17 protein-coding genes and 2 pseudogenes are annotated in these 21,847 nt (G+C 71.1%); 3 read left to right on the plus strand and 16 right to left on the minus strand.

Translation table 11 applies throughout. From position 1 onward, the window contains the following. Positions 1-23: 23 nt before the first annotated feature. Together AC5P09_RS29375 and AC5P09_RS29380 are read left to right on the plus strand one after the other, a co-directional pair. A complete protein-coding gene (locus tag AC5P09_RS29375) occupies positions 24-3,323 on the plus strand; it encodes an AfsR/SARP family transcriptional regulator (protein WP_493876766.1) in 3,300 nt (1,099 codons plus the stop codon). Positions 3,324-4,208: 885 nt separating this feature from the next. After that, a complete protein-coding gene (locus AC5P09_RS29380; RefSeq protein ID WP_493876767.1) occupies positions 4,209-6,365 on the plus strand; it encodes a protein kinase domain-containing protein in 2,157 nt (718 codons plus the stop codon). Positions 6,366-6,920: 555 nt separating this feature from the next. Here the strand turns inward: AC5P09_RS29380 and AC5P09_RS29385 are convergent. Beyond that, positions 6,921-7,196: pseudogene (locus AC5P09_RS29385) on the minus strand (PIN domain-containing protein); the annotation flags it as partial. A 420-nt stretch (positions 7,197-7,616) separates the two neighbouring features. Here AC5P09_RS29385 and AC5P09_RS29390 point away from each other — a divergent pair. Further along, the gene (locus AC5P09_RS29390) at positions 7,617-8,066 is read left to right on the plus strand and encodes a pyridoxamine 5'-phosphate oxidase family protein (protein WP_493876768.1); all 450 of its coding nucleotides are present in this window, start codon (positions 7,617-7,619) and stop codon (positions 8,064-8,066) included. Positions 8,067-8,310: 244 nt separating this feature from the next. Here AC5P09_RS29390 and AC5P09_RS29395 read toward each other — a convergent pair whose 3' ends face one another. The 15 genes and pseudogenes from AC5P09_RS29395 to AC5P09_RS29465 form a co-directional block, all read right to left on the minus strand. After that, positions 8,311-8,448, minus strand: coding sequence for a VOC family protein (locus AC5P09_RS29395; RefSeq protein WP_493876769.1), 138 nt, complete (start codon positions 8,446-8,448; stop codon positions 8,311-8,313). A 337-nt stretch (positions 8,449-8,785) separates the two neighbouring features. Further along, complete coding sequence (locus AC5P09_RS29400; protein WP_493876770.1) at positions 8,786-9,028, minus strand: fructosamine kinase family protein; 243 nt, start codon at positions 9,026-9,028, stop codon at positions 8,786-8,788. Positions 9,029-9,053: 25 nt separating this feature from the next. Beyond that, positions 9,054-9,317 (minus strand): annotated as a pseudogene (locus AC5P09_RS29405) (trimeric intracellular cation channel family protein); the annotation flags it as partial. A 50-nt stretch (positions 9,318-9,367) separates the two neighbouring features. Continuing rightward, entirely contained in the window at positions 9,368-11,980 is a 2,613-nt protein-coding gene (locus AC5P09_RS29410; protein ID WP_493876771.1) for an FtsX-like permease family protein, read from the minus strand. Between the two features lie 50 nt (positions 11,981-12,030). Beyond that, positions 12,031-12,849: an ABC transporter ATP-binding protein gene (locus AC5P09_RS29415; RefSeq protein ID WP_493876772.1), complete on the minus strand. Its 819-nt coding sequence runs from the start codon at positions 12,847-12,849 to the stop codon at positions 12,031-12,033. Positions 12,850-12,907: 58 nt separating this feature from the next. After that, on the minus strand, positions 12,908-13,342 hold the full coding sequence (locus AC5P09_RS29420) for a hypothetical protein (protein WP_493876773.1): 435 nt from the start codon (positions 13,340-13,342) through the stop codon (positions 12,908-12,910). Positions 13,343-13,504: 162 nt separating this feature from the next. Further along, complete coding sequence (locus tag AC5P09_RS29425) at positions 13,505-14,218, minus strand: response regulator (protein WP_493876774.1); 714 nt, start codon at positions 14,216-14,218, stop codon at positions 13,505-13,507. Then, entirely contained in the window at positions 14,215-15,462 is a 1,248-nt protein-coding gene (locus AC5P09_RS29430) for a sensor histidine kinase (RefSeq protein WP_493876775.1), read from the minus strand. The genes AC5P09_RS29425 and AC5P09_RS29430 overlap by 4 nt, the downstream gene beginning before the upstream one ends. Before the next feature lie 175 nt (positions 15,463-15,637). Further along, positions 15,638-16,213 (minus strand): hypothetical protein, encoded by a 576-nt coding sequence (locus AC5P09_RS29435; RefSeq protein WP_493876776.1) that lies wholly within the window; start codon positions 16,211-16,213, stop codon positions 15,638-15,640. Then, positions 16,210-17,550: a hypothetical protein gene (locus AC5P09_RS29440; RefSeq protein ID WP_493876777.1), complete on the minus strand. Its 1,341-nt coding sequence runs from the start codon at positions 17,548-17,550 to the stop codon at positions 16,210-16,212. The genes AC5P09_RS29435 and AC5P09_RS29440 overlap by 4 nt, the downstream gene beginning before the upstream one ends. Beyond that, entirely contained in the window at positions 17,547-18,353 is an 807-nt protein-coding gene (locus tag AC5P09_RS29445) for an ABC transporter ATP-binding protein (RefSeq protein ID WP_493876778.1), read from the minus strand. Before AC5P09_RS29445 ends, AC5P09_RS29440 begins: the two co-directional genes overlap by 4 nt. Before the next feature lie 68 nt (positions 18,354-18,421). Further along, entirely contained in the window at positions 18,422-19,243 is an 822-nt protein-coding gene (locus AC5P09_RS29450; protein ID WP_493876779.1) for a zf-HC2 domain-containing protein, read from the minus strand. Further along, positions 19,240-19,800, minus strand: coding sequence for an RNA polymerase sigma factor (locus AC5P09_RS29455; RefSeq protein WP_493876780.1), 561 nt, complete (start codon positions 19,798-19,800; stop codon positions 19,240-19,242). The genes AC5P09_RS29450 and AC5P09_RS29455 overlap by 4 nt, the downstream gene beginning before the upstream one ends. Before the next feature lie 81 nt (positions 19,801-19,881). Then, complete coding sequence (locus tag AC5P09_RS29460) at positions 19,882-20,559, minus strand: response regulator (RefSeq protein WP_493876781.1); 678 nt, start codon at positions 20,557-20,559, stop codon at positions 19,882-19,884. Beyond that, positions 20,556-21,800, minus strand: a complete 1,245-nt coding sequence (locus tag AC5P09_RS29465; RefSeq protein WP_493876782.1) for a sensor histidine kinase — start codon at positions 21,798-21,800, stop codon at positions 20,556-20,558. The genes AC5P09_RS29460 and AC5P09_RS29465 overlap by 4 nt, the downstream gene beginning before the upstream one ends. Between the last annotated feature and the right edge of the window lie 47 nt (positions 21,801-21,847).

A 21,847-nucleotide genomic window follows, 5' to 3' on the forward strand; every position in this document is an offset into this window, starting at 1 on the left:
CTTAGGGGAGCGGAGGCTTCGGGGTGGACGACGGATCTCCTCAGCTACTGCGGTTCGAGGTGCTCGGACCGTTACGGGCATGGCGGGGCGGGGCGCCGCTGGAGCTGGGGCCGGTCAAACGGCAGGCCGTGCTGGCCGCTCTGCTGCTGCGCCACGGGGCCGTGGTGAGTCATGAGCGGCTGCTCGACGCGGTGTGGGGCGAGGAGCCTCCCGCAGGCGGCCACAAGGTGCTGCCCACGCACGTCAACTCGCTGCGCAGGGTGCTCGATCCGAAAGGCACCCCGCCCGCGGAGTCGGTGATCCGCAGCGGCAAGGGCTGGTACCGCTTCGTCGTCGAGGAGGTCAGGCTCGATACGGCGGATCTGGACGAACGGGGCGACGAGGCGCTGCGCACCGTCGCGTCGGGCGAACTGGCCACGGCCGCGGCCCAACTCACCGCAGCCGTCGGGCTGTTCCGGGGCGAGCCCTTGGCCGGGCTGCCGGGACCATTCGCGCGGAACGAGCGGCAGCGGCTGGAGGAGCGCCGACGGACGTTCCGGCTGGAGCGGCTCAAGTGCCTGGTCCTGCTGGGCCGGTTCGGCGATGCCCTCGACGACCTGAGCGGGCTGTCGGCGTCTTCGGCGGCTGACCGCTACGACGAGTCGCTGACGGCCTTGCGCATGCGGGCCCTGTACGGCCGCGGACGTCCGGCGGAAGCGCTCACAACCTACGAGGACCTGCGCGTACGACTGCGGGACGAGCTCGGAACCGATCCCGGTGAGGAACTGCGCCGGGTGCACGAAGCGGTACTGCATCAGGACGACGTCTTTCTCCTGCGTCCACCCCCGTCGACGCTCTCCACACCGCGCGAGAGCGCCGTGCCCGCCGAACTCCCGCACGACACTCCGGGTTTCGCGGGCCGCACCGGCGAACTCGACCGACTCCACTCGCTGCTCGCGCCCGCGCGGGCGCACGGGACGGCGAACACCGTGGTCATCTCCGCCATCGGCGGCGCCGCCGGCATCGGCAAGACCGCGCTGGCCGTGCACTGGGCACACCAGGTCCGCGACCGCTTCCCGGACGGCCAGCTCTACGTCAACCTGCACGGCTTCGACCACGACCGGCAGCCCCTCGACCCCGGCGAGGCCCTTGAACTGCTGCTGCGCAGCCTGGGGCTCGCGGCGTCGGAGATCCCCCCGCACCACGAGGCCCAGGGCCGTGTGTTCCGGACCCTGCTGGCCGACCGGCGCATGCTCGTCCTCCTGGACAACGCGGCCTCGGCCGAGCAGGTACGTCCGCTGCTGCCGTCCGGCCCGACCTGCTGCGTCCTCGTCACCAGCCGCAACCGGCTCGGCGACCTCGTCGCCCACGACGGCGCCCACGCCCTGCCCCTGGACCTCCTCCAGCCGGCCGAGGCCCGCGCACTGCTGAGACGGACCCTCGGCACGGACCGGGTCGACGACGACAGACACGCGGTCGACGAGCTGATCAGGCTCTGCGGCAGCCTCCCCCTGGCCCTGCGCGTGGCCGCCGCCAGGCTCGCCGGCGATCCGGCCCTGCGGACGGCCGACCTCGTCGCCGAGATGACCGAGGGCAAGAGGCTGGAGGCACTGGAGCCGGACGGCGACGCCAACTCCCCTTTACGTACGGCCTTTTCGGTGTCGTACCGGGTCCTGGCACCCGGCGCACGCCGGCTGTTCCGCCTGCTCGGCCTGTTCCCGGGAACGGAGTTCACCACCGAGGCCGCAGCGGCTCTCCTGGACACGCCACTGCCGCAGGCCCGGCGTCTGATCGGTGCGCTGGCCTCGGCCCACCTGATCGAACCCGCGGCGGTGGGGCGTTACCGGTTCCACGATCTCCTCCGCGAGTACGCGCAGGAGTGTGCGCTGGCGGAGGAGGCGGCGCCGGACCGTGAAGCCGCCCTCGAACGGCTCCTGATCTGGTACCTGAACGCCACCCGAACCACCGCGGGGACCGGGCTCTTTCCGGAGCTGCCCAGCAGCCTCCGTCCCGGCAGACACCCGGGCCTGCCGTCGGCCACCGCGCCCGGACCATGGCTGGATGCGGAACGGGCGAATCTGCTCGCCGTCATCAACCATGCCGCCCACCACGGCCCCCGCCCCGTCGCCTGGTACCTGAACTCCGCACTGTTCAACCACTTCTGGATCCATCTGCCACGGAAGACCTGGCAGACCACCGCGCAGACGGCACTGGACGCGGCCGAGACCGAGAGTGACCTGTTCGGCCAGGCAGCGATGCACTCCAGCCTCGCAGCGGCGCGGTGGGATCGAGGGCATGTCCGACAGGCGATGGAACACGCCAAAGTCGCACTGGACATCAGCCGCGAGCTCGGTTGGGCGACGGGCGAAGCGACGGGTCTCGGCCTCAGAGGCATCGCGCAGTGGAGCATGGCGCGCCTCGACAGTGCGCACGACGATCTCACCGCCGGCCTGCGCATCTTCCGTGAGACCGGGCATCGCTACTTCGAAGGAATCGGGATGGTCGGCCTCGGTGTGGCCTGCCGGGATCTGGGCCGGCTGCACGAGGCCGCCGACCACCTCGAACGTGCCGTCGGCCTTGAGGCAGAGCTGAGCTGGTGGGACGCGGACTCGGCCCTGCAGATCCTGGGCGGGGTGTACTGGGAACTCGGCCGTCTCAACGACGGACTCGACCTCCTCGGCCCGGAGGTGGCCTCCGACAAGCGGGCCGGTTACCGCGACGGGCACGCGATGATGCTCGACGCCATCGCGAAGATCAATGTCGAACTCGGCCGCCACAACGAAGGGCTGAAGCAGGCAGAGCGAGCGTTCTCGCTGGTCGAGGACTGGAAACGACACTGGGTTCAGTCCGGCATCCTCAACACGGTCGCAGCAGCCCACCGACGACTGGCACAGCTGGACCGGGCTCTTCAGGCCGGTGAGCAGGCTCTCGCCCTGGCCCGCGAGGCGCGATTCCGACGAGCCGAGGCGGACAGCCTCCTATGTCTCTCCCTCACCTACAAGGAAACGGGCCGGTACGACGAAGCCCGCGCCCACGCCGAACAGGCACTGGCCCTGGCCCGCGATCACTCGTTCCGCGTGGTGGAGGGCCAGGCCCTGACAGCCCTGTGCGAGACGGCGGAGGCCGAGGAAGCCCACGGCACAGCCGTCGAGCTCGGCCAGGAGTCCCTCGCCGTACACCGCGAGACCGGCCACCGACTCGGCGAGGCCCGCACCCTCATGGCACTCGCCCGCGCCCACCGGAAAACCGACAGCGCCGCCGCTGAACTGTTGAGGCAGCAGGCATGGGACATCTTCTCGGACATCGGCGTGCCCGAGACGGAGTACGAGGAACTCGACCGGTGACGTCTCCTCGGCTGAGCCCGTCAGTCCGAGCGCTGGTCGGCACGACACCGGTTTCCGGAGACTGCGCCACCTGGTTGCGCATGCAACGGCGGCCGCACACGTCTTGCCAGGCTTGCGCCCAGTGCATCTCGCCAAGGGCGAGGCAGAGCTGCCGAACCGCCTGGGCCGAAGCCGTGCCCAATCCGTGCCCGTAAGGGCGGGCAACCACGGTCAACAGGGGCGCGAGACGGGCCTTGCGGCGCCGCACTTGCACGACATCTGCGCAGTTCAAGGCCATAGAGACCACCCAAGCGCCATCGCTTCCCAAGCCGAGAACGCGAGTTCGATCCTCGTCACCCGCTCCATGTGAAACCCCCAGGGCGGTGGTTCCTTCCCGTCGACCCGTGCAACCAGTAGTACCTGGGCGATCGCCCGCCCACGAAGGTGCCGCCACCGCCCGCCAAGCAGGATGCCCCGGGCTGGGTCTGCGCACACTCGGCGGTGTATCAGCCGGCAGACGGCTCGTCGCCCTCACGGCCCAGGGCGCCGGCAGGACACCGTGGTGCTCGAAGCCCTGCACGTCCGTGTGGTCACCACCGGCTCCCGCGGGCCTGGAACGCATGCACCATGGGCCTCAATGACGTCGGCTGCAGCGGTGACGTCACCGCGAGGTCGTTCGACATCGACCTGGACGCCGGCGATCCGAGCCCTCCGATCACGTCCGGGCATCCCCGGTACAACTATCCTCTGGCGGCCCCGAGTTGAGCCCCCACCAGGACGAATGCCCCATTGCACGGCTCAGGGCAAAGGGACACCGATCCGTGATAGGCGCGGCTCCGCTTCCGGGGCGGCAGGCCCTACTCTGATCTCCGTGAGGCAGGCAGGCGCTGGGAAGGATGATCGGCGATGACGTCCCTGAGCACCGGGGACCCGGAGTCCATAGGCGGGTACACCCTCCTCGGTCGGCTCGGGGCGGGCGGCATGGGAGTCGTCTATCTGGGAGTCTCCGCCTCGGGACGGCAGGTCGCGGTCAAGCTCGTGCACGGGCCGTACGCCCAGGAGGAGGAGTTCCGAACGCGCTTCCGGCAGGAGATCGCGGCCGCGCGCAGAGTGAGCGGCGCCTTCACCGCGCCTGTCGTGGACGCCGACCCGGACGCCGACCGGCCGTGGATGGCGACGCTCTACGTGCCGGGGCTCAGCCTTGACGAAGTCGTGAAGAAGGACGGCCCGCTGAGCCAGCGGGAACTGCGCGCGCTGGGACTGGGGCTCACCGAGGCGCTGCGCGACATCCACCGGGCGGGCCTGGTGCACCGGGACCTCAAACCGGCCAACGTCCTGATGACCGAGGACGGGCCGCGCGTCATCGACTTCGGCATATCGCGCGCTTCCGACAACCAGAGTCTCACCATGACCGGGCGCATCATCGGCACTCCGCCCTTCATGTCGCCGGAACAACTGGCCTCTCCCCGAGATGTCGCCCCGGCCTCGGACGTGTTCTCGCTGGGGTCACTGCTGGTGTTCGCGGCCGTGGGCACAGGACCGTTCGACGCCGACAGCCCATACATGACCGGCTATCAGGTGATGTACGAGACCCCGGACCTCGACGGGGTGCCCGAAGCACTCCTGGGCATTGTCGAGCGCTGCCTGGACAAGGACCCCGCCGCACGGCCAGAACTGGCGGATATGCACCGCATGCTCCTGGCGCTGCCGGAATCCGACGCCACCGCGCCCCCGAAGGCCGGGGAGTCCGCGAAACCCCGGCCCCGCCCTACTCATCAGGGCGCGGCCACCACCACTGCGGGCGCCGCGACCGGCACCGGCAAGGGGCGCCGAGCCAAGATGCTGCTCGCCGGCCTCGGCGCGGCACTGGCCGTCACGGGGCTGGGTGTCGGGGCGGGTGTCTTCGTGCCGGGCCGGGACACGACCAGCGCCTCCCACGCCACCGCCTCCGACGCCACGACCACCGCCCGTGCCGCATCGCTGCCCAAGGGCTGGCGGCCGTGGACCACGGCCCTGCGGTACGACGTGACGGGTGTCCCTCTCGACTACCAGACCACCGGATGCGTGGCGGAAAGGACCGCCCTGTTCTGCGGCGGTACGGGCTTCACGGTGGCCCGGATCGACACGGCCTCCGGCCGCACCCTGTGGCGGACCGGCACCCGCCCTCAGGGGGCGCAACCGATCGGCGTTCGCGACGGGCTGGTCTATGTGTACGAGGATCCGGACGATACGACCAGGCGCGTGGTGGCCCTCGACGCCGGGACCGGGCACCGGCGTTGGCAACGCGACATCAACAAGTCGGAGGACGCGGTCCTGTACGACGGCGGACTGCTGACCCTGTCTCCCGACCACTCGTGGTTCGTCGCATACGGGCCTTCCGGCAAGGAACTGTGGCGGGCGCCCTCGCTGGACGAGTACTGCACTCCGTCGGCGCTGGGAGGCGCTCCTTACGCCCTGTGCTCGGCCGGCACCGAGCCCGGCCAGGCCCCGGTCGACCTTATGAAGCTCAAACCCGACAGCCTGACGGAAACCGCTGCACTGCCCCGGAAGGCGGAAGCCCTCGGCGCTGTCGGCGGGCAACCCGTGTTCCTCGCCCCCCAGACCGCGAAGGACGTGTACGAAGCCGGGTACGAACGGCCGTACAACGCGCTGCTGCGAGTGGTCCCGGAAACCGGGCAGGTCAGACGGATACCGCTGGCACGTCCGCTGACCGGCGCGGCCGCCCTTGTGGACGGCGTCGTCTACTTCGTCCGGTCCAACGGTTCGGTCACCGCGGTGTCGGCGGACAGCGGCAAACAACTCTGGCAGAAGGCGACGGACATGGAGAGTCTGTCCGCGCCCGCGGTGTCAGCGACGTACAAGCGGGTCTATTTCTCCAACCGCTTCGGCCGCCTGCTGGCACTGGACAGCCGCACCGGAGCGGAGGTATGGCGCACCTCCGCGCTGGACGACCCCGGGAACAAGGCGCAGGACACCCCGCCGCGAGTGCTGCTCGTCAAGGACACGATCGTGGCGACGGCCGGCGACACGGCCTTCTCCCGGAGCCCGGACGGGCCCACCTGACCGGCCGACAGGTCTGCATCCACCACCATCGGCAAGCAACCGCAGCAACGCCAACGAGGGGGCACACTCCTTTACCCAGGCGTACCGGCGCACGTCCCGCGCCCAACCGCTCGGCTGCTGGTGGCGCCCGTGCCTGACCCGCACGACAACCCGAGCGCAAGGCATCTACGCACGTCAGAGCCATCCGACTCACAAAGCGCCGTCGCTTCCCAAGCTGAGAGCGCGAGTTCGATTCTCGTCACCCGCTCTTCTTGAAGCCCCAGGTCAACGGCCTGGGGCTGTTACGCGAGCGGGGCTCTCCCGCGTTTTCTGGCACGTGTCGCGTTCGAGGATGGGCCATGCGGAGGGCACAAGTGTCTTGCGGGTGCAGCCCGCTCACGCTGCAGCACGGCGCTGACCTGCGACTTCACGTCAACCATGAGCAGGTTCGCGTGGTCAGAGCACTCAGCCTGCCCGTCCCGAACGACGCCGGACGCCTACCGCTCATCGCGCATCTCGACAAGCGGGGCACAACTTCCTTGCGGGAGCAGGCGCTTGGCCGCCGAGGATCCCGCGTCAGAGCGGAAGGTCGTCCGGGAGTACCCGGAACAACTTGTGGCGGCCCAATGGTCTTACGGCCCGGAAGTCCCTTCGGTCGAGGGTGAGGATCGCGTCGGTGTCGTAGTCGGCCGCAAGCGCCACGTTCACCGCGTCGGCGAGGTCCAGGTCGAGCGCGCCGTAGCGGACTCGGACGGACTGGGCGGCACCCAAGTGGTCCTCCGTGATCTCCGGCATCACGACACGACCCCGGCTCATCCAGCGCCGCAGGTCGTCGACCGCGCTCAGGGCGGCACTGCAGCTTCACCGGCTGTCCCGCATAACCGGTGAAAGTGGTGGCCGCGTCGGTCGTCGCGTGGATGAGGCGACCGGAGACCGCCAGTTTGGCTCCCGTGGCCACCGGTTCAGGGCCGGCGTTCACCGTCAGCTTCGATGCCTTCAGCAGGTTGACGCCGCCTCCCGTCGAGACCGCGGCGGAGGAGGTGCCGTTCTGTGCGAACAGCCAGCGCCAGGTGTGCCCACGGAACTTCCGCTCTGACATCGCCGGGGCGCCGCACGTTCCGACTGAACTGCAGTTCCCAGCACAACGCCATATATGGCCCTGATGTGCAGTCAGCTTTGAAAATACGACGCCATTTTGAGGAACCTGCACGGACCTGGTCGTAGGTCGGAAGTCGGTGGTCAAGTGACGGGCGACACCAGAAGATTGGAGCTGTGGCATCTCGTGACTTTGATGTGGACTCTTTCCTGCAGCAGCCGCTCACTGCTCGCATCGCGACGAGCGGGCCGAAGGTGCGCCCTGTCTGGTTTCTCTGGGAAGAGGGCGCCTTCTGGACCTTGACGGGGCCATGGGCCCGGTTGTTCCACCGTGTGGAGGAGGATCCGAGCGTCGCCCTCGTGGTGGACGAATGCGATCTCACGACAGGGCTTGTCCGGCAGGTGATCGCTCGGGGTCAGGCCGAGCTTGTGTCCTTCGACGTGCCGAGGGGGCGGCGTAAGCTTGCCCGATACTTGGGAGCGGACGAAACTCAGTGGGACTCGCGCTTCGTGCACTACCTGCATGACGATCCGGGCGAACGCGGCACGATGTGGCTGCGTTTGGCGCCTGCCTCGCTCATCGCGAAGGACCTCAGCTACTCCGTCGCGCCGGGCCAGACGGTATGACTCCGTCCCCCATCTCGATGATGGTTGGTATTGAATGTGAGGCGGTCCACGATCGCCGCCCAGAGCGCGGGTCGGTAAAAGGTGGGTCCAGGGTCCGAGTGCGGGTATCCGCGCCGTGTCGCCCCTGGGGCGGGTCGGCCGCGACCCGTTCCAGCCCGGCCGCGGCGCAGCGCCTACCTGATCCCGGCCGACGAGCGGGCCGGTCGCGTGGGGGGCACCCTCCGCTACAGACGGTCGATCGCGGTCATGCGAGCGTGGTGATTCTCCAGTGGTAGCCGTCGGGGTCGGTGAAGTGCCCGGCGTAGTCACCCTGGCCGGTCGGGGTTGCTGCGGTGGTAACTCGGCCGCCGGCAGAGTCTGCGGCGGCGAGAGGAGTGTCCACGTCCTACGCCGTGACCGAGCTGAGCGACAAAGCCGAAAAGACGATCACCTCCCTCGTCAAGAAGGCCGTGAGCTGACACCACGGTCCCCGAGTGATCGCCCTTTGTCCGCACGCCGGGCCGGAGGTGAGCGGCCTCGGGTGCGCGTCGGCCAGGCACTTCAGTGGTACGGCCCGGAGCCGACAGGTGAGCCAGGGCACGCGCCGGCTGGGCTGCGGAAGGCGCGCTGTGCCGTCTCCGCCGCCAGGGGCCCATCGCTGTTCCTGGCCGGGAGGGGGAAGGGGAGTGCGGCACATGGACTTCGCGACGGACGTCGTGGCCGCCGCGGGCCTTCCGGAGTCAGGAGAACGTACGGACGACGTCCCGGACCCGCGCCACGGTGTCGCCGTACGCCCCGAAGTGGGCCAGCACACTGAGGTGTTCGCGCAGGTGCAGCAGCGGCATGCGGTCGCGCCAGGCATCGGGGAGGGGGGAGATCTCCTCGTAGGCGCGGAAGAAGCGGTCCGGAGGAGGATCGCAGCAGTACATCATGCTGAGGTCGGACTCGGCCCACATCCAGCACACCGCCGGGTCGAGGAACACGGGTTCGCCGGCCGTGTCCGCGACGATGTTCGCGCGCCAGAAAGACGATCAGGGCCGCGCCTAGCGGCGCCAGGTAGTAGCCGAGGTCGGCGAACGCCACGGGGGTGACACCGATGACTAGGTCGCGGAAGAGTCCGCCGCCCAGGCCGGCCGCCTCGGCGAGAGTGATCGTTCCGAAGATGTCGAAGTCCTTGCGGACGGAAAGCAGTGCTCCGGAGAGCGCGAAGGCGAAGATTCCCAGGAGATCCATCGCGTACTGGATCCAGTGGTTGAGTTCGCTCGTCGGCATGGGTTCGTTTCTCTCCCGGCTCCGGACTCATTCGGTTGTGCGCTCCGGACTCATTCGGTCGTGCCCAGCGCCACCACCGGGCTGACCCGGGCCGCGCGCCGGGCGGGCAGCAGTCCGGCGAGCGCGGTGACGAGCACCAACCCCAGGAAGACCGCCAGCAGTTGTCCGTACGGCAGCAGCAGCGGCGCCCCGAGGTTCAGCAGCCGGACCGCCAGCCAGGCGTAGGGCACGCCGAGGGCCAGACCGAGGACGCCGCCGAGGACGCCGTACAGGGCGGCCTCCATGCCGATCAGGAAACGGAGCCCGGACCGGCCCAGTCCCAGCGCACGCAGCAGTCCTGACTCGCGGGTGCGTTCCAGCACGGTGAGGCCGGTCGTGGTGCCGACGCCGACGACGGCGATGAGTACGGTGAGCCCGAGCAGACCGAGCGACAGGGTGGCCACCATCTCGATGTCGGCGTCGCTGTTGTCGCGTTCCTCCGCGAGGATCCTCAGTTCCATCGCGCTGTTCTCACTGTTCGGACCGACGGTCTTGCGAATCGCCTGCTCCGCCGCGTTGCGGGCAGCCTGTCCCGACTCGGCGGCATTCGCCAGGACACCGGCCGGCAGCGGCGAGGCGCCCATCTTGTCCAGGTCGCCCGGCGTGACGATCGCGTCGGCGCCCAGTGGTCCTTCGTCGGGCAGCGTGGCCGCGACGGACATCCGGACGGTGCCCTTCTTCGCCGTGGTGAAGGTGATGCTGTCACCGGCCGCCATGCCGAGTCCCCTGGCGAGTCTGCTGCTCACGATCACTTCACCCGGACCGAGTTCGCTCAGTGTGCCGGTCATCGGGCGAAGCAGCCGTGAGGAGGGCAGAGCGGTCAGGTCCAGGTCGATGGCGGACGCCTCCATGCCGCCGACGGCGACATCGGTCTGCCGGTATGCGGTCGCGTCGGCGAGCTGGGGTAGGGCCTTGAGGCGGCGTACGAGATCGGCGCTCAGGCCATTCACCGCGCCATGGGCATCGCTGTTGACGGTGCCGCTCACATCGAAGTCCGCGGGGGCCTGGGCGGCCAGTTCCCGGTCCATGTGGCCCTGCAGGGTGGCGATGCCGACGAGGGTGCCGGAGACCAGGGCGACGCCGAGCGCGACAACGACCGACACGGCCGCCGCGCGGCGCGGGGCGCCGCCGATGCCGCCGACGGCGAGTGTCCCGGTGGGCCCGAGCCGGCGCAGCGGCCACCCGGCGGCCGCCAGCAACGGGCGTACGAGCAGCGGGCCGAGGGTGATCAGCGCGAGGAACGCCAGGGTGCCCGAGAGGACCGTCAGCATCAGGCCCGCGACCGAGTCGTAGTTCAGGTCGCCCGGTTCGGGCAGATCCCCGAGGAGCACAGCGGCCAGTCCCGTGGCGCAGACGGTGAGGAGCAGGCCGATGCCGAGGCGCGCACGGCCGATGCCGCGTTCGCCCGCCAGGGTGCCGGCGCTGCGCAGTGTCTGCAGCGGGGAGACCCCGGCGGCGGACGACGCGGGGGCGAGCACCGCGCCGACGGTCACCAGTACGGCGCCGAGCACCACCGCCGCAGCCGCGGCCACGGGCACCGCGGGCGCCGAGAGGCTCAGTCCGGCGGCGTGGGCGATCACCGGGGCGGCGTATCCGGCGCCGAGTGCCAGCAGGACGCCGGCCGTACCGGCGATGAATCCCACCAGTGCGCCCTCGACGGCGAGCGCCTGGACGAGCCGGCCGCGGTGGGCGCCGATGGTGCGCAGGAGTGCCAGTTGGCGCAGCCGCTGGGCGAAGACGACCCGGAACGTCGAGGTCGCGACGAGGGCGGCGGCCACGACAGCGATCGCCAGGAACATCGCGATGAGCCGGAAGACGTCCGCGTACTGGTCCACCGCGGCCCTGGCCTCCTCGGCGCGCACGGTGTCACCGGGGACGAACTCGAAAGCCGAACCGTCGGTGCGCTGGAACACCGCGGACAGCCGCTCGGTCAGGGCCTCGGCGGAGACACCGTCTTCCGCGCGGACGTCGAGCCGCGGATAGCCCTCGATGTGTCCCATCGCGTTGAGGGCGGCGGCGGGGGCATAACCGGTGGCCTCCCGGTCGGAGTTCGCCTCGACCACACCGGTGACGGTCACCGTAACCGTCCGTGTCTCGTCGGTCTCGTCGGTCTCGTCGGTCTCGTCGGTCTCGTCGGTCTCCTCGGTCCCCTCCGCGTCCCCGCCCACGGGGACGAGCAGGCCGACCCGGTCGCCCGGCTCGATGTCCAGCCGCTGCGATGCCTGCTGGTTCACGGCCAGTTCGAGCGGGCCGTCCGGGTAACCGCCCGCCACGAGCCGCACCCGCGACAGCGGTCCGCTGCCGGGGTCGCCCTGAAGCTCCAGATAGCGCCTGGAGACCTCGGCGAGCGACACCCCGTTCTCCGTACGGGCGGCGACCTCGGCCACTCCCGGTACCGCCTGGACGGCCTTGGTCTGCGCGTCGGTGATGACGTCGTCGTCCCCCAGCACGACCAGGTCGGCGGCCTCGGGGGTGCCGCGGAACCGGTCGACGGTGGTCTGTTCGGTGATCTGCTGGGCCATCACGGTGGCGAACACGACGAACGCGGCGACGAGCACCGACAGTCCGGTCATGAGGAGCCGGCCGGGCCGGGCCAGCACCCCGGCGAGCTGGGTGCGCAGCACGGCGGCCAGCGGTCCCGGACGCTTTTCAGGACGCGGTCCCGGGCCCCGGCTCATCGGGTGCCCGCCAGGTTCTGCAGCGCACCGGTGACCGACGCCCGGCCGGGGGTGTCCAGGTCCTCGACGACGCGGCCGTCGGCGAGGACGACGACGCGGTCGGCGTAGACGGCGGCGCCCGGGTCGTGGGTCACCATGACGACCGTCTGCCCGAGGTCACGCGCCGAGTCCCGCAGGAAGCCCAGCACTTCGGCGCCGGAGCGGGAGTCGAGATTGCCGGTGGGCTCGTCGGCGAAGACCACGGCGGGCCGTGCCACCAGGGCGCGGGCCAGCGCCACCCTCCCCCAGTGCCTTAAGGGCCTGGGAGGTGCCCCCAGCTGCGGGCCCCCGGACAGCTCACCGGGCCGGTGGGTCATCCGGTCGCCGACGCCGAGGACGCCGATGAGATGGTCGAGCAGCTCCTGGTCGACGGGCCGGCCGGCCAGGTCGAGCGGCAGGGTGATGTTCTGCCTCGCGGTCAGCTGCGGCAGCAGGTTGAACGACTGGAAGACGAAGCCGATCCTGTCCCGCCGTACGGTGGTCAGCGCCCGTTCGGACAGGCCGGTGAGGTCCGTACCGTCGATCAAAACCCGCCCGGAGGCGGCGGTTTCGTGGCCGGCCAGGCAGTGCATGAGGGTGGACTTGCCAGAACCCGACGGCCCCATGATGGCGGTGAAGCGGGCGCGCGCGAAGCCGACGGACACCCCGTCCAGGGCTCGTACGCCGGTGTCGCCATGGCCGTAGACCTTGACGAGGTCCTCCGCGCCGACGGCGATGTCATCGCCGATGTGGCGGGAAATGCTTTCGGTTCTGTGCGCGACGGCGCCGATTCCCATGGGTCTGATTCCCCTGTGTAGCTGTTTCGGCTGCGTTGCCTCGTGGCGTTGAAATACCTCAGGACGACGCGATCTGCGGGACCACGAGGGTGCGTTCGGCCTCGGTGCAGTGCGAATTGGCCGTCTTCGTCATGTCGGCCAGTTCCTGCTTCGTCGGTGCCTCGGCCGCACCCGTCGCATGGTCGGCGGCCCACTGCTCGTACGTGGCGATCCGCAGCCCGAGGTAGCCGTCCTTCATCTCCGCGATGCGCAGGTCACGCGTGTCCTTCCGCCACTTCGCGATCGCGGCCTTGTCCGCGGGAAGCTCCTGCGCCTCGTCGATGATCTTCTGGGCCAGAGCGCAGTCGGCCGCCGACGCCTGGCTCGGCGCATCGCGCTGCTGCCACCAATAGGCGCCGCCGATTCCCACGGCCGCCATCACCACGACCGCGAGGGACATCCCGAATACCAGCGCTTTCTTGCTGCGGCTGTCGCTCTGAACGGTGATAACCATCGGATGCCCCCGGAGAATTGTCGGTGAAACGTGCTTTCGTTTCGTCAACAATCCTTGCGGGGGCGGCTTTCACGCACATCCGATCGGGATACGACCTCTGTGCACCCGCTCGTACGACCCGGGTCGTACGCCGATGCGCGACCGCCTCCTGCACCGGAAGGATCAGCCGGTCGGCCGGACCAGCCCGGTCTGGTACGCCAGCACCACGGCCTGCACCCGGTCGCGCAGCTCCAGCTTGGTGAGGATCCGCCCGAGGTGCGTCTTCACGGTCGTCTCCGCGACGTACAGGCGAGCGGCGATCTCGGAGTTGGACAGCCCGCGGCCGACCAGTTCCAGCACGTCCCGCTCCCGCTCGGTCAGGACGGCGAGCCGGTCGTCGTCCTGCGGCTCCGGGGCGGGAACCAGTTGTCCGGCGAACCGTTCGAGCAGTCGACGGGTCAGCCGGGGGGCCACGACGGAGTCGCCCGCCGCCACCACGCGGATCGCGGCGAGGAAATCCTCGGGCGGCACGTCCTTGAGCAGGTAGCCGCTCGCGCCGGCCTGGAGCGCGGCGAACGCGTCGTTGTCGGTGTCGAACGTCGTGAGGACAAGGATCCTGGGCGGGTTCGGGCGCTCGCCGATCCGCTCGGTGGCCTCCACCCCGTCCATGACGGGCATCCGGATGTCCATGACGACGACATCGGCCGTGGTCCGCTCCAGCAGCGCCAGCGCCTCCGCCCCGTCCCCCGCCTCTCCGACGACCTCGATGTCGGGCTGTGCGTCCAGCACCATGGCGAACCCGGCGCGCACCAGAGGCTGGTCGTCCACGACCACCACCCGGATCGGTCTCGCCGCAGCATCCGAACCGTTCGTGCCGCCGCTCATGCCGCCGCTCATGCCGCCGCCTTCGCCGGAAGTTCGACCTTGATCTGCCACCCCGGGCCGAGCCGAGGGCCGGCGGTGAACCGGCCGCCGTGCACATCGACCCGCTCCCGCATGCCCACCAGCCCGTTGCCGCCGGAGCCGGGCAGCACCGGAGCGGAGCCGGCCAGCTTTCCGGCCCCGTCGTCGAGGACCTCCAGTACGGCGGTGCCGTCGCGGAACTCCAGCGTGACGGTGACGTGTGCCTCGGGTCCGGCGTGCCGCAGCGCGTTGGTCATGCTTTCCTGGGCGATCCGGAAGAGGGTCAGCTCTTCGGCGGTCGAGAGCCCCTGCGGCTCACCCTCCACGCGCAGGTCCACTCGGAGTCCGGCGGCGCGGGCCCGCTCCACCAGCGGTTCCAGATGGGCCAGCCCGACCCGGCGGCGGTCGTCGGCACCCTCACGGCCGCCATCGCCATCGCCATCGCCATCGCCAGCGCCGTCGCCAGCGGTGCCGGACCTCTTCGTACCGCGCAGCACCTCCACGATGCTGCGCATGTCCTCGAGCGCGTCCCGGCCGGTGCCCGCGACCGCCTGCATCGCCTTGCTGGCCTTGTCCTGATCCGCGGCGATCGCGTATCTGGCCCCGTCCGCCTGGATGATCATCACGGCCAGGCTGTGCGCCACCACGTCGTGCAACTCACGGGCGATCGCCGCGCGTTCTTCGACGGCGGCCAGCCGGACGAGGTGGGCACGCTCCCGCTCGGCGCCTGCGGCACGCTCCTCCAGGGCCGCCACCAACAGCCGACGGGTCCGCAGTACGTACGCGGTCAGCCACACCGCCGCGCAGATGCCGGTGAAGGTCAGGTTCTCGCTGAACTCGTCCCAGTCGGCCGCCGAGCTGAGCGAGGAGATCCCGCCGAAGGCCAGCAGGTTGCCCACGACAACGATGGCACCGGCGGTGTACGCCTTCCACATCTCCTCGGCATGGCTCACCACCGTCACCATCGCGATGAGGACGGCGATGTCGTACCCGGTGAGTTCTCCCGCCAGCGGCTCGGCGAGGGCCGCCAGCAGATACTGCGTCAGGGCGAGGGCGGCGACGACCGCCATGACGGTCAGAGGAGCGCGACGGCGGAACACCACGGCCAACGCCATGGAGAGGCCGATGAGTTGGTCGTAGCCCGTGTCGTAGAACAACGTCGTGTAGGCCACCAGCACCGCGAGTGCCAGGTCGTAGGCCCTGTGCATCCACGGTTGCGGCAGTAACGGGCGCACCATGGCCGTCAGCGTACACGGCTGATCAAAAACGAGTCAGGCGGACCGCGGCGCGGGGTCTTCCGGTACGCGGAGTCTTCCAGTACGCGGGGTCTTCCAGTACGCGGGGTCTTCCAGTACGCGGGGTCTTCCAGTACGCGGGGTCTTCCAGTACGGCGACGGCCTGACCGGAACCGCGTCAGCGCCGGGGGCCGGCCAGCGCGTAGGCCAGGGTGCCTACGGCCGCGAGGGTCAGCGCGGTCCAGGTGGCGGCGGGGGTGTCCGGGGGCTGCAGCATCCAGGTGGCCACCTGGGCCGGTCCCCCGGCCGAGGGCGGGACGAAGAGCGCCGCCGAGAACCAGCCGAACGGCAGTGTCCAGCCGTATCGCCCGCCGAACGCCGCGGCCCCGATCGCGACCAGCCCCGTCAGCCCGGCGGCGTCCCGGACGAAGAACCCCGTCGGTGCCAGGTCGTCGCCCATGAACGCCAGGGCCGGCGGCACCGCCCCGGTGACCGCGCCGATGAGCAGTACGTGCGCCGCACGCCGGGGCACCCAGCCGAACGCGGCCGTCCGGTCCAGCGTGTGGTCCTGCCCGCTCAGTCCGGCCGCGGCCACCGCGACCGCCGCGGTCAGCACCAGTGCGGCCGTCCTCGGATCCCCCGGCCCGTCGCGCGTGCCCTGCGCGAGCGCCCACACCGTCCCGGCACCGATCAGCACGAGGGCCAGCGAGGCGGGTACCTGCCGGGAGCGCGCGTACAGCGTCAGCCACCTCACCGGGGCGCCTTCCCCGCCAGTACGTCCAGCAGGTCGCCCTCGCAGAACAGGGCCGCGGTCCGCAACGCCGCCACCCGCGCCCGCTGTTCGGACGCCGGCAGCGCGCGGAGCGCGTTCCAGGCCGGCCCGCTCAGGGGGTCCGGTTTGTGCGAGTGCAGGGGTTCCAGGTCCCCGAGGAACCAGGCCGCGGCGACGGTTCGCGCGGCCAGTTCGCGGTTGTCGTACTCGGAGCACGTCGCTGTGCCGGCCCCGGCCAGCAGGCTGCGCGTGAGGTCCTCGCCCGTCGCACCTCGGATTTCCCAGGCGTCGAGGTCGACGGGGACGGCTCCGTCGGGCACCGGCTTGGCGGTGCCGGGGGACTCGTGGACCGAGACCGGCGCGTCCGGCAGTTCGGCCAGCAGCCGCAGCGCCTCGCGGCCCGGGCCGGCCAGGACGGCGAGTCGCGTGCTGTGCAGCTTGGTGACGCAGACCCGGCCGTCGCACACCGGTGCCGTCGTCACGCTGTCGGGCACGTGGTTCCCCGCCGGGTCGTACGGGAGCACGGGCAGCGCCACCGCCGCGCCCAGCACGACCGGCAGCAGGGCGAGCAGCCGCGAGCGCCGGGTCGCGGCCGCCAGCAGCAGGAAGCCGGTGCCCGCGAGGCCGAGCAGCCAGACGGCCTGCCCGAGGTTGACGCGGCCCGCGACGGTGAGGAACACGTCCCTCATCGGCGGCAGCGCCGGGGCGAGCAGCGCGATCCGATTGGCCAGCGCTCCTTCCGGCCCGGGCCCGGCGTCCGCCCTGTCGTCGATCACCGTCACGTACATCGTCGCCGCCAACGCGGCCACGGCGAGTACCGGCGGAGTGAGCGCGGAAGGAACGAGGCGGGCGACGCCCATGCCCAGCAAGGCGCCGGCGACGACTCCCAGCACGCCGACCGCCACGATCGGGACCCAACCGAGGTGGAAATACCCGTCGTTGCCGATCACCTGCACCGCGCCGACGAGGAACAGCAGGAGGTAGGCGGCCGTCAGCGCGAGGGCCGACGCCCCGGCGGCCTTCGCCGCCCGGTGCCAGGCGGGCCGCGGCGTGGTCGCGAGCAGTTCGGGCATTCCTCCCGACCGGTGGTCGCGCAGGCCCTGCAGCGCTCCGGCGCCGACCACCAAGGGCCACAGGAACGCCAGCGCGAAGCGCTGCCACCACGCGGTGGACGTCCACTGCGCCGTCCACGCCTCGTCGCCCTTCCACCATGGCCCGCTGATCAGGTGGAGGAACGCGAGCGCCACCACCAGGAAAAGCCCGCCCGCCCACGGCGCGACGGACCGTCTCAGTTCGATCCGCAGAATCCGCCCGTTCACCAGGCACCCCGCTCCTGCTCGGGACGTGCCAGCAGCGCCGAATAGCCGCGCTCGATCGGGCTGTCGCCCACGTCCTTCGGGCCGCCCGCGGCGGCCAGCCCGTCCGGCGTGCCCTGGAACACCAGCTTGCCCTCGGCGAGGAGCACGACCGCCGTGCAGGCCGCCGCGACGTCCTCCACCAGATGCGTCGACACCACGACACAGCTGTCGGTGCCGAGTTCCTGAAGCAGCTCGCGAAAGCGCAGCCGCTGCGCCGGGTCGAGCCCGGCCGTCGGCTCGTCGAGCAGCAGAATCCGCGGATCGTTGACGATCGCCTGAGCGATGCCGGCACGTCGCACCATGCCGCCGGACAGCGTTCGCATCCGGTCGTCGGCCCGGTCCGCCAGCCCCACCCGCTCGACGGCGCGCTGAACCGCCGCCGGGATGTCCCTCCGGGGCACCTCCTTCAGCCACGCCATGTACTCGACGAACTCACGGACGGTGAAGCGCTTGTAGCACCCGAAGTCCTGTGGGAGGTAACCGATCAGGCGGCGCAGCTCCCGCAGATCCGTAGCGCCTCCGAGGGACGTGCCGAGCAGTTCCAGGGTTCCGCCGGCCGGCCGGAACACCGTGGCCAGAGAACGGATGAGGGTGGTCTTGCCGGCGCCGTTGGGCCCGAGCAGCCCGTGCACTCCGGTGCCGAGCGACAGGTCGAGCCCATCGACGGCCATCCTGCGAAGACCGGCCCGCACCTTCAGCCCCTCGGCCCGGATCTCCCAGGCGTAGGACGTCGGTGCGACTTCGGCCGCGGTCACCGCGCGCATAGGTTGTCGCCTTTCCGATTGCACATGAATGTCAGCAGATGTGAGCAGCAGCTCAGAGCGAGCAGGTGTCAGCGGTGGGCGCCCAGTCGGGCGTAGGCGTCCTTGCGGACGGCCACCACCACCGCCCCGAGGAGGAAGACCGCGGCCCACCCGGGCAGGACCGCGGGCTCCAGGACGAAGGACGTGCGGCTCAGTGCCAGGGCCGGTGCCACGATCACGGCGGCCCACACCACCACCAGCGCGACCGCCGCCCGGGTCACCCCGACCAGTCCGCCGAGCGCGAGGGTCCCGGTGGTGAAGGCCAGGCAGGGCAGCAGCCACTGTGCGGCCGTGGCGCCCGTCGACCAGCCGGCCACCAGCAGCGCGGGGATCACCACGGCGAGCACGGACACCGTCCGCCGGAGCACCAGGTGAAGTCCGGCCCTGGGTGCGGCGGCGGTCAGTTCGTACGCGGGGTCGAGCCCGCGGGCCCAGGAGGCGGCGACGCCGAGCACGGGCAGTACCGGCGCCAGCAGTTGCACCACCGAGACACCGTCGCCGGGGCGCCCGGTCAACCGGTCGCACACCACGGCGACCAGCGTGACGACCACGGTCATGACCAGCCAGGGCACCATCACCGGCGACGCCCACGTCGACAGCCACCCGAGCCGCTGCCGGGGCCGCGGCGCCGGGGCGTGCGCTCCCAGCAGCGGTTCCAGCTCCGACCAGACGCCCTCGACCAGCGAACCCACCGCCGCGTCCTGCTCCCGGACGACCGCCGAGAGCCGGCCGCGGCACACCGCGCAGGTGTCCAGATGGACTTCGAGCGCCCACAGCTCGTCGCCGGGGATGCCCGCCTCGCCGCCCGCGTACCGGCCGATCAGCCGCTCCGACGCGTGGTCCCCGCTCATGACAGCGCCTTCCGCATCGCGATTCTCGCCCGCCGGGCGCGGGTCTTGACGGTGCCCTCGGGCACCCCGAGCAGGACCGCGGTCTCGCGGACGGACAGCCCGTCGAGCACCATGGCCTGCAGCACGGCCTGCAACTCCGGCGCGAGCCGCCGCAGTGCGTCCCCGACGTCGCCGCCGACCGTGGCCGCCAGCACCTCGTCCTCGGCGGCCGGTACGACGGCCTCGGCACTCGCCACCGCGGGCGGTCGGGCGTGGCGTGCGCGCCGGCGAAAGGCGTCGACGAGGCGGCGGGACGCGATCGTCCACAGCCAGCCGACCGCCGAGCCGCCGACGGCCGAGCCGGCGAACGCGCCGGCCGCCCGCCACACCGCCAGATACGACTCCTGCATGACCTCGGCGACGATCTGCTCGTCCGAGCAGCGGCGGCGCAGCCGCACCGCCATCCACGGCGACGTCCGCCGGTACAGCTCCTCGAACGCGGCGCGGTCGCCCTTGGCGACCAGACGGACGAGCCGTTCCTCGTCCGCCTCCGCCAACGTTGCCTGTCGTGATCTCACGCCTGACAGACGCCCCGGCCGGCTCGACGGTTTTCCCGCGGAGGTGTTGTACGTCACAGCGACGGGCGTCAACGCGCCCAGTCAGCGCGGTGGTCGGACCGCGCCGTTCTCCCAGGCCCAGGCGGCGATCTCGACGCGGTTGCGCACACCCAGCTTGGCCTGGATGTTCGTGAGGTGCGTCTTCACCGTGGACAGGGACAGGACCAGCTCCGCGCGGATCTCCTGGTTGGTCCGGCCGACCGCCACCAGTCGCGCGACATCCAGCTCACGGTCGGTCAGCGGGTGGGACCCCGCGCCACCGCGGTGCGCCGAGGGCGGCTGCCGGTCCTGCAGTTGCTCCAGCAGGCGCAGGGTCACGGCGGGCGAGACCAGTGCGTCGCCCCGTGCCGCGGCCCGTACGGCTTCGATGAGCAGCGCGGAACCGGCGTCCTTGAGCAGGAAGCCGCAGGCGCCGTTGCTCAGTGCGGTGTGGACGTAGTCGTCCTGGTCGAACGTGGTCACCACCACGACCCGGAGCGGGTCCAGCACCCCGGGCCCGGCCAGCGCCCGGGTGACGTCCAGGCCGTCCAGCTTCGGCATCCGGATGTCGACCAGGCAGACGTCGGGGCGCAGCCGACGGGCCATTTCCACGCACTCGGCGCCGTCCTGCGCCTCGCCGACGACCTCGATGCCGGGCTGGGTGTTCAGGATGAGGCGGAATCCGGTGCGCACCATCTCCTGGTCGTCGGCTATCAGGACCCTGGTCGCGGAGGTGCTCACGCCGGTGATCCTTCCACAGCTGTGGACAGTACGGGGAAGACGGCGGTGACGCGCCAGCCGCCGTCCGCCGTGCTCCCCGTCTCCAGCGTGCCCTCGACGGCTTCGACGCGTTCGCGCAGGCCGACGATGCCGAAGCCGCCTCGTCCCCCGGCGGGGACGGCGGACCGTTCGCGGGGGGCGGAGTTGCGCACCTCCACCAGCAGCCGGTCGTCCTCGGCGTCGACGCGGACCGCGACCGTGGCACCGGGGGCGTGCCGGCGCACGTTGGTCAGCGCCTCCTGCACGACGCGCTGCACGGAGGTTTCCACCTCGGGCGCGAGTTTCTTCGTGCGGGCCGCCGTCCCGAGGTGCAGGCTCGCGTCCTGCTCGCCGCCCGAGGAGAAGTCGGAGACCGTCTTGGCGAGTTGGGGGACGAGTTCGCCGGGCCGCAGCGTGCGGTTCTCCTCCTCGCGCAGCACGCGCACCAGACGGCGCATCGAGTCCAGCGTCTCCATCCCGGCCTTGCGGATGTTCTCGAGGATCGGGTCGATCTGGTCGGGGGCGATCGGCAGTACGGCGCGGGCGGCGTCCGCCTGGACGACGATCCCGGTGACATGGTGGGCGATGAAGTCGTGCAGGTCCCGGGCCAGTTCCATCCGCTCGCCCTCGCGCACGGCGACGACCGCACGGGCCCGGCGGGCGTCCAGCGACCGCAGGTAGCAGCCCAGGGCGATCGCCCCGCCGGCGGCCACCGTGAAGAAGGTGGCGAAGTTGCTCGGCCAGAGCGGATCGCCCCACATCCGGTAGGGAAGGACGATCGCCGCGGCGCCGAGCGTCACGACCAGCGCCACCGCGACGGCGGGTGCCGACGTCGTACGGCAGACGCGCACCAGCAGGATCAGCAGGCAGGCGAGCTCCAGGAAGCTCCACTCTTCCGGCAGCAGGTGGGTGGTGACAGCGAAGACGGTCAGCGCCAGTGAGAGCAGGGCGGTGAGCCAGGCCCGGGCCTCCAGACGTATCCAGCGGGCGGGCAGGAGCAGGATCAGGGCCGCCACGAGCCCGCTGCACAGGGGCACGACACCGAGCCGGTCCGACTCGGAGTCCGCGACCCCGGCCGGGACGTCCCATGACGACCAGACCGCCACGTCGAACAGCCACAGCAGGGCGAGACCGGCGTAGGTCGCCAACGAGACGACCGGCAGGTTCAGTTGGAGACGCCGGGCCCGGCCACGCCCTGCGGGGAACGGTGTTTTCGTGTTCACGGTCGAAGGCTAAGGAAGAACGGCCGACCGGCGGGTCGGCCGAATGG

Source organism: Streptomyces sp. a15 (assembly GCF_059026085.1).

Bases quoted from the DNA above. Each gene is read 5' to 3' on its own strand.
- AC5P09_RS29380 (WP_493876767.1), top strand. From the start codon at position 4,209: ATGACGTCCCTGAGCACCGGGGACCCGGAGTCCATAGGCGGGTACACC.
- AC5P09_RS29415 (WP_493876772.1), bottom strand. From the start codon at position 12,849: ATGGGAATCGGCGCCGTCGCGCACAGAACCGAAAGCATTTCCCGCCAC.
- AC5P09_RS29420 (WP_493876773.1), bottom strand. From the start codon at position 13,342: ATGGTTATCACCGTTCAGAGCGACAGCCGCAGCAAGAAAGCGCTGGTA.
- AC5P09_RS29425 (WP_493876774.1), bottom strand. From the start codon at position 14,218: ATGAGCGGCGGCATGAGCGGCGGCACGAACGGTTCGGATGCTGCGGCG.
- AC5P09_RS29430 (WP_493876775.1), bottom strand. From the start codon at position 15,462: ATGGTGCGCCCGTTACTGCCGCAACCGTGGATGCACAGGGCCTACGAC.
- AC5P09_RS29445 (WP_493876778.1), bottom strand. From the start codon at position 18,353: ATGCGCGCGGTGACCGCGGCCGAAGTCGCACCGACGTCCTACGCCTGG.
- AC5P09_RS29450 (WP_493876779.1), bottom strand. From the start codon at position 19,243: ATGAGCGGGGACCACGCGTCGGAGCGGCTGATCGGCCGGTACGCGGGC.